The following is an 8,671-nucleotide window of genomic DNA, read 5'->3' as shown; positions in this document are numbered from 1 at the left end:
TCATCATCGACTTCGTCATGAACCACACCAGCGACCAGCACCCGTGGTTCCAGGAATCGAGGAAAGACCCCGACGGGCCCTACGGCGACTACTACATGTGGGCCGACGACGACAAGCAGTATGCCGACGCGCGGATCATCTTCGTCGACACCGAGGCCTCCAACTGGACCTTCGACCCCGTGCGGGGGCAGTACTTCTTCCACCGCTTCTTCTCCCACCAGCCGGACCTCAACTACGAGAACCCGGCGGTGCAGGAGGAGATCCTGGCCGCCCTGCGCTTCTGGCTGGACCTGGGCATCGACGGCTTCCGCCTCGACGCCGTGCCCTATCTGTACGCGGCCGAGGGCACCAACTGCGAAAACCTGCCCGCCACCCACGCATTCCTCAGGCGCCTCCGCCGCGAGATCGACGCGATGTATCCGGACACGGTGCTGCTGGCGGAGGCCAACCAGTGGCCGGAGGACGTCGTCGACTACTTCGGCGACTATCAGAGCGGCGGCGACGAATGCCACATGGCATTCCACTTCCCGGTCATGCCACGGATCTTCATGGCGGTGCGCAGGGAATCGCGCTACCCGGTCTCGGAAATCCTTGCCAAGACCCCCGCCATTCCCTCGAACTGCCAATGGGGCATCTTCCTGCGCAACCACGACGAGCTGACCCTGGAAATGGTCACCGACGAGGAACGCGACTACATGTGGGCGGAATACGCCAAGGACCCCCGCATGCGGGCCAACATCGGCATCCGCCGCCGCCTCGCCCCGCTCCTCGACAACGACGAGAACCAGATCGAACTGTTCACCGCCCTGCTGCTGTCGCTCCCGGGCTCGCCGATCCTCTACTACGGCGACGAGATCGGCATGGGCGACAACATCTGGCTCGGCGACCGCGACGCCGTACGCACCCCGATGCAGTGGACACCGGATCGCAATTCGGGCTTCTCGTCCTGCGACCCGGGGCGGCTGTTCCTGCCGACCATCATGGACCCCGTCTACGGCTACCAGGTCACCAATGTCGAGGCGTCGATGTCCGACCCGTCCTCGCTGCTGCACTGGACCCGCCGGATGATCGAGATCCGCAAGCAGAACCCGGCCTTCGGCCTCGGGTCCTACACGGAGCTCCAGTCCTCCAACCCGGCGGTGCTGGCCTTCCTGCGGGAATACGGGGACGACCTGGTGCTGTGCGTGAACAACTTCTCCCGGTTCGCGCAGCCCACCGAGCTCGACCTGCGGACCTACGACGGACGCCACCCCGTGGAGCTGATCGGCGGGGTGCGTTTCCCGGCCATCGGTGAGTTGCCGTACCTGCTGACCCTCGCCGGCCACGGCTTCTACTGGTTCCGGCTCACCCGAGTCGCATCCCGCATCGGCCGCCGACCTTGAGCGTGAGGCGAGGAAAGGACGCGTCACCATGCAGAAGACCGCTTCGCTCCGCCCCAGACCCGGCGTGGCCGCCGGGCCCATGGCCTCGCTCGCCGGACTGCTGCGCGAGTGGCTGCCGGGGCAGCGCTGGTTCGCGGGCAAGGACCGGCCCGTCACGGACCTCGGCCTGCTGTCCATGACGGAGCTGTTCCCGGGCTGTCTGCATGTGCTGGTGCACACCGGTCAGAGTGGGGTGCCCGCGCCCAGCGGCGCCGCGCCGGCCGGTGACTGCTACCAGCTGCTGCTCGGCGTGCGCCGGCACCTGTCACCGAGGCTCGGCCGGGCCCTGATCGGCAGGGCGGAGGAGGGTCCGCTGGCCGGTCTGACGGTGTACGACGCGCTGCAGGACCCCCGTTCGGCGCAGTTGCTCCTGGAGCGGCTGCGGCACCCCGGTGCGGCGGGCCCGCTGCGCTTCGAGGCCGACCCGTCCGTGCACGTGCCGGCCGGGCTGGTGCCACGGGTGCTGGAGGCCGAGCAGTCCAACTCCTCGCTGGTGTACGGCGACGAGTTCATCCTGAAGGTCTTCCGGCGTGTGCAGCCCGGGGTCAACCCCGACCTCGAGGTGCCGGGTGCGCTGGCCGGCCAGGGCTGCGGCCGGGTGCCGGCGCCGGTGGCGTGGTTCCGTACGACGCATCCGCAGGAGGCGACGCTCGGTGTGCTGCAGCCGTTCCTGCCCGATGCCTCCGACGGCTGGGCGCTGGCCCTGCAGGCGCTTGCCGCCGGCGACGACTTCACCGTGCAGGCCCGCGAGTTGGGCCGGGCCACCGCGGAGGTGCATCTCGCGCTGGCGGCCGCCTTCCCGGCCGGGGCCCACGACGAGAGCGCGCGGACGGCGGCGGCCATGACCGAGCGTCTGGACGCCGCGGCGAACTGCGTTCCGGCGCTGCGCCCGTATGTGCCCGGGCTGCGAACCGCCTTCGGGGCGCTCGTCGCCTGCGATCCGGGGCCGCCCGCCCAGCGCATCCACGGCGATCTGCACCTGGGCCAGGTGCTGCGGGCCGGCCGGGACTGGTTCGTCATCGACTTCGAGGGCGAGCCGTCCCGCCCGCTCGCCGAGCGGTGCAGCACCCAGTCCCCGGTGCGGGACATCGCGGGCATGCTGCGCTCCTTCGACTACGCCGCCCGGCAGCGCCGCCCCTGGCGCCCGGAGTGGGCGCGCCGCTGCCGCGAGGCCTACTGCGCGGGCTATGCCGAGCGGGCCGGCTGGGACCCGCGCGCGAAGCACGGCCTGCTGCGCGCCTATGAGACCGATCGAGCCGTGTACGAGGTCCTGTACGAAGCCCGGCACCGGCCGGACTGGCTCCCCGTACCGATGGCGGCGATCGAGCGTCTCGCCGTAAGAGGAGGCTGAACCCGTGGCCCTGCGTGACACCTCGCTCCCCGAGCCGTCCGGCCCGCTCACCGCGGGATGCGCGAGTGCGCCTCCCCTGGATCCCGGCGAACGCGAACGTCTGCTCACCGGCCGGCATCACGACCCGCACGCGCTGCTGGGCGCACACCCGGTCCCGGACGGCATCGTCTTCCGGGCGCTGCGGCCGTACGCCCGCGCGGTGAGCGTCGTGGTCGACGGGGCGCGGCGCCTGCTGGCCTCGGAGGGCGACGGCCTGTTCACCGGCGTGCTGTCCTTCGACGCGATTCCCGAGTACACGCTGCTGGTGCGGTACGCGGACGGTGAGCACGAGACGGCCGACCCGTACCGTTTTCTGCCCGCGCTCGGTGAGCTCGACCTCCATCTGATCCACGAGGGCCGGCACGAGCAGCTGTGGAAGGCGCTCGGCGCCGAGCCGATGACGCACGAAGGTGTGACCGGGACCCGGTTCACCGTGTGGGCGCCGAACGCCCAGGGGGTCCGGGTCGCCGGGGAGTTCACGTGCTGGGACGGGACGGCGCTGCCGATGCGGTCCCTGGGGTCCTCCGGGGTGTGGGAGCTGTTCGTGCCCGGTATCGGCGAGGGCGCGCACTACAAGTTCGAGATCACCTCCCGGTACGGCGGCCGTTTCCTCAAGGCCGACCCGATGGCCCGCCGCACGGAGGTGCCGCCCGCGACGGCCTCCGTGGTGACGGCCTCGCACTACGAGTGGGGCGACCAGGAGTGGATGGCGCACCGTGGGGACACGCCGGTGCACGAGGCGCCGTTCTCGGTGTACGAGGTGCATCTGCCGTCCTGGCGCCCCGGGCTGACGTACCGTCAACTCGCCGACCAGCTGCCCGAATACGTGAAGGGCCTCGGTTTCACCCATGTCGAGCTGATGCCTCTGGCCGAGCATCCCTTCGGACCTTCCTGGGGTTACCAGGTCACCTCCTACTACGCGCCGACCTCGCGGCTCGGCGACCCGGACGACCTCAGGTATCTGATCGACGCCCTGCACCGGGCCGGCATCGGCGTGATCATGGACTGGGTGCCTGCCCACTTCCCCAAGGACGACTGGGCGTTGGCGCGGTTCGACGGGGATCCGCTGTACGAACCGGGAGACTCGCGGCGGGCCGAGCATCCGGACTGGGGAACCTACGAGTTCGACTTCGGGCGCATCGAAGTGCGCAACTTCCTTGTGGCGAACGCCGTTTACTGGTGCGAAGAGTTCCATATCGACGGCCTGCGGGTGGACGCCGTGGCCTCCATGCTCTACCTGGACTACTCGCGCGACTCGGGCCAGTGGACGCCGAACGTGCACGGAGGGCGCGAGGACCTGGACGCGATGGCGTTCCTGCAGGAGATGAACGCGACCGTGTACCGGAGGGCGCCCGGCGTCGTGACCATCGCGGAGGAGTCGACGGCATGGGACGGGGTCACGCGCCCCACCGACAGCGGCGGCCTGGGCTTCGGCCTGAAGTGGAACATGGGCTGGATGCACGACTCCCTCGGCTACATGGAGCACGAGCCGGTGCACCGCAAGTACCACCACAACGAGATGACGTTCTCGATGGTGTACGCCTACAGCGAGAACTACGTCCTGCCCATCTCGCACGACGAAGTGGTGCACGGCAAGCAGGCGCTGGTGTCGAAGATGCCGGGCGACTGGTGGCAGCAGCGCGCCAACCACCGGGCGTATCTGGGGTTCATGTGGGCCCACCCGGGCAAGCAGCTCCTGTTCATGGGGCAGGAGTTCGCCCAGGGTTCCGAATGGTCCCAGGCCCACGGCCCGGACTGGTGGCTGGTCGATCCCGGCTACGGCGCCGAGCCCGATCACCGCGGAGTCAGGGACCTGGTGCGCGACCTCAACGCCGTCTATCGCCGCACGCCCGCGCTGTGGCAGCAGGACACCCAACCCCGCGGCTTCCAGTGGGTGATGGGGGACGCCGCCGAGGACAACGTCTTCGCGTTCCTGCGGTTCGCCACCGACGGCAGCCCGCTGCTCGCGGTCTCCAACTTCTCCCCCGTCGTGCGTCACGACTACCGCCTCTGGGCGCCCGACGACGTGCCCGCCTGGCGGGAGGTCCTCAACACCGACGCCGCACGCTACGGCGGCTGCGACGTCACCAACCCCGACGACGTCAAGGTGGAGGAGGGAAGGATCACGCTCACCCTGCCGCCGCTCGCCACGATCTGGCTGACTCCGTTGCTCTGAAAGGTCAACAGGACGGGCCCGGCACAGGGCTGATCATCACGGAACCGCAACATCGCAGGTTCCGGTCACCATCCGCACTCACCTGGGCTAGATTCGACCACCGTCGACAACGGAACTCGTCGGCATGGTCACCCTCCGTACAGCTCAGGAGCAGCGCATGCGCGACTTCGCCCTCGCTCCCCCCACCGTCTCGCCACTGACCGGCGGGCTGGCCGACAGCATCTTCGACACGGCGGCCCTCAATCCGACCCTGCCCATGCTCGCGCGCCGCCCCACCCCCTCCGCCACCACCTGGGAGGAGATGACCGCCGTAGAGGTGCGGGACGAGGTGGTGGATCTGGCCAAGGGGCTGGTCGCGTCCGGGATTTCGCCGGGCCACCGGGTCGCGATCATGGCGCGCACGCGGTACGAGTGGACGGTGCTCAGCCACGCCCTGTGGACGGTCGGAGCCGAAGTCGTACCGCTCTATCCCACCTCCTCGCGCGAGCAGGTGGAGTGGGTCCTCAGGGACGCCGGCTGCGTGGCCGTGGTGGTGGAGGACGAGCAGGCGGTGATGACGGTCGGGTCCGTGTGCGGGTCGCTGCCGCTGCTGCGCCACGTCTGGCAGTTGGACGCGGGAGCGCTGAACGACCTGCTGGAGCGGGGGCGGTTCATCCCGCTCGCCACTGTCGAGTCGCTGCGCCGCATCGTGCTGCCGGACTCCGCGGCGGCCATCAGCTACACCTCCGGCACCACGGGCCGGGCGCTGGGCTGTGCGCTCAGCCACCGCAACCTGGCGAGCGCCTGCGACACGCTGCTGGAGGGCTGGGGCCACACCGTGATCCCCCCCGGCGAGCAGCAGGCATCGGTGCTCGCCTTCCTGCCCTTCTCGCATGTCTACGGCCTTCTGGTCCAGACCCTGTGCATTCGCGGCGGCATGGTGATGGCACACGAGCCCGACATGAGCGAGGAAGCGCTCTCGGCGTCCCTGTGTTCTTTCCGCCCGACCTATCTCTGCGCGGTTCCCTCGCTCCTGGAGAAGATCTACAAGAACTTCCTGCGCACCGCCCAGGAGGCGGGCCGCGGGGCACTGTTCGAGCGGGCCGCGGACACGGCACGGGACTTCGCCGCGGCGCTGGAGCGGCAACGGCTGGGCGGCGGTTCGGGCCCCGGTTTCGATCTGCGGCTGCAACACGCCCTGTTCGAGCGGACGGTGTACCGCAAGCTGCGCGCCGCGATCGGCGGCAGGGTGCTCCGGGCGACGTCCGGCGGCTCGTCCCTCAGCCGGGAACTCTCCCTCTTCTACGAGGGGATCGGAATCTACGTCAACGACGGGTACGGCCTCACCGAGGCCGCCGGCGGCGTCACCGCGCAGCCGCTCGGCCGGGAGATGTCGGGAACCGTCGGGCAGGCGCTGCCCGGCAACGACATCATGGTGGCCGAGGACGGGGAGATCCTGGTCCGCGGGCCCTCGGTGTTCCATGGCTACATCAACGCCGAGGCGGCGACGCAGGCCGTCCTGCGCGGCGGCTGGCTGGCCACCGGGGATCTCGGGCGGATCGACTCGCAGGGCTATCTGACGATCACCGGCCGCAAGAAGGACATCATCGTCACCAGCAGCGGAAAGAACGTCGCCCCGTCCGCCCTGGAGCAGCGGCTCAGGATGCATCCGCTGATCCACCAGGCGGTCGTCGTCGGCGACAACCGCCCCTGTGTGGGGGCGCTGATCACCCTGGATCCGAAGTTCCTGGCGTACTGGCGCGGCTCCCTGTCGCTGCAGAGCGACATGCCGAGCCGGGAGGCCCGCGAGGAGAATGCGCTGCGGGAGGAGATCGGGCGTGCCGTGGCCGCGGCCAACAGTGCCGTGTCGCGCTCGGAGTCGATCCGGGTCTTCCGGGTGCTGCCGGACCAGTTCGACATGTCCAACGGGCTCATGACGCCGTCCATGAAGCTGCGCCGGGACGCGATCGTGCGGCACTACGCGTTCGAGATCGACGCGATGTACCAGGCACGCACGCGCGCTCCCCGGCAGACCGTGCCGGACGAACTGTCGAGCTGGGACGAGGCCGACAACGTGTTCCGCTGAACACGCTGACCACATTGTCACCACTTCCCGTGCAGCACGTGATCCAAAACGTTCACTCCTGACCGGTGCGTTTCGGCACGCGGACGGGCATGGTGGTGCTCGACGCGTTCGTCTGCCTGCCGCACCCAGCTGGCGGAACGGCTGAGGGCACGGTGGGATCGATGTGGTGCAAGCAGCGATCCAGGGCATGCGAAGGGCGTTGGATGCAGACCGCCTGGAGCCGCAGAGAGGGATGAACACCGTGACACGACCCAGGATCCTGGTGGTTGGCGCAGGTTTCGCCGGCGTGGAGTGCGTACGCCGGCTGGAGCGGAAACTCGCGCCCGACGAAGCGGACGTCACCCTGGTGACGCCGTTCGCCTACCAGCTCTATCTGCCGCTGCTGCCCCAGGTCGCCTCCGGCGTGCTGACGCCCCAGTCGATCGCGGTCTCGCTGCGGCGCAGCAAGAAGTACCGCACCCGGATCATTCCGGGCGGGGCCATCGGCGTGGACCTCAAGTCCAAGGTCTGCGTCATCCGCACCATCACCGACCAGATCATCGACGAGCCGTACGACTACATCGTGCTGGCCCCCGGCAGCATCACCCGCACCTTCGACATCCCGGGGCTCACCGAGCACGCGTACGGCATGAAGACCCTTGCCGAGGCCGCCTACATCCGCGACCACGTCATCTCCCAGCTCGACCTGGCCGACGCCAGCGACGATCCGGCGGAGCGTGCCTCGCGCCTGCAGTTCGTGGTGGTCGGCGGCGGGTACGCCGGCACCGAGACGGCCGCCTGTCTGCAGAAGCTGACGCACGCCGCGGTCAAGCGCTACCCGCGCATCGACCCGGCGCTGATCAAGTGGCATCTCATCGACATCGCCCCGAAGCTGATGCCGGAGCTGGGCGACAAGCTCGGCCGCAGCGCGCAGGAGATCCTGAAGCGGCGCGGCATCGACGTCTCACTGGGCGTCTCCATCGCGAAGGCGGGCGCCGAGGAGGTCACCTTCACCGACGGCCGGGTGGTCCCCACCCGCACCCTGATCTGGACCGCCGGCGTCGTCGCCAGCCCGCTCATCGCCACCCTCGGCGCGGAGACGGTCCGCGGCCGGCTCGCGGTGAACGCCGAGATGAACCTGCCCGGCAACGACGGTGTCTTCGCGCTGGGCGACTCCGCGGCCGTGCCCGACAAGGCCAAGGGCCAGGAGGACGCCGTCTGCCCGCCCACGGCCCAGCACGCGATGCGGCAGGGCAGGGTCGTCGCGGACAACGTGGTGGCGACCCTGCGCAACCAGCCGCTGACCCCGTACGTCCACAAGGACCTCGGCCTCGTCGTCGACCTGGGCGGCACGGACGCCGTCTCCAAGCCGCTCGGCATCGAACTGCACGGCCTGCCCGCCCAGTTCGCCGCCCGCGGCTACCACTGGTGGGCGCTGCGCACCAACGTCGCCAAGGTCCGCGTGGCGACGAACTGGACGCTCAACGCCGTCGCCGGAGACGATTTCGTCCGCACCGGCTTCCAGGCGCGCAAACCCGCCAAGCTCAAGGACTTCGAGTACACCGACGCCTACATGACGCCGGAACAGTTGCGGGCGCACGTCGAGGGGACGGACCGGAAGGAGTCATGAGCCGGTGCGC

Annotated in this window: 5 protein-coding genes; all 5 read left to right on the top strand. The window is 69.7% G+C overall.

Features of this window, described 5'->3' with window-relative positions:
• On the top strand, positions 1 to 1,382 hold a 1,382-nt coding region (gene treS / locus ACFY10_RS33570; protein WP_390668991.1), incomplete at its 5' end, for a maltose alpha-D-glucosyltransferase.
• A 28-nt stretch (positions 1,383 to 1,410) separates the two neighbouring features.
• Complete coding sequence (locus tag ACFY10_RS33565; RefSeq protein WP_390668990.1) at positions 1,411 to 2,772, top strand: maltokinase; 1,362 nt, start codon at positions 1,411 to 1,413, stop codon at positions 2,770 to 2,772.
• 4 nt (positions 2,773 to 2,776) lie between these two features.
• Complete coding sequence (gene glgB, locus ACFY10_RS33560; RefSeq protein WP_390668989.1) at positions 2,777 to 4,987, top strand: 1,4-alpha-glucan branching protein GlgB; 2,211 nt, start codon at positions 2,777 to 2,779, stop codon at positions 4,985 to 4,987.
• 157 nt (positions 4,988 to 5,144) lie between these two features.
• A complete protein-coding gene (locus ACFY10_RS33555; protein ID WP_390668988.1) occupies positions 5,145 to 7,052 on the top strand; it encodes an AMP-dependent synthetase/ligase in 1,908 nt (635 codons plus the stop codon).
• Between the two features lie 232 nt (positions 7,053 to 7,284).
• Complete coding sequence (locus ACFY10_RS33550) at positions 7,285 to 8,661, top strand: NAD(P)/FAD-dependent oxidoreductase (RefSeq protein ID WP_390668987.1); 1,377 nt, start codon at positions 7,285 to 7,287, stop codon at positions 8,659 to 8,661.
• The last annotated feature ends 10 nt before the right edge of the window (positions 8,662 to 8,671 follow it).

Source organism: Streptomyces sp. NPDC001401, assembly GCF_042895385.1.
Lineage (GTDB): Bacteria > Actinomycetota > Actinomycetes > Streptomycetales > Streptomycetaceae > Streptomyces.
The sequence above is the reverse complement of the archived record's forward strand: the minus strand, read 5'-3'. Positions and strand labels throughout refer to the sequence as shown.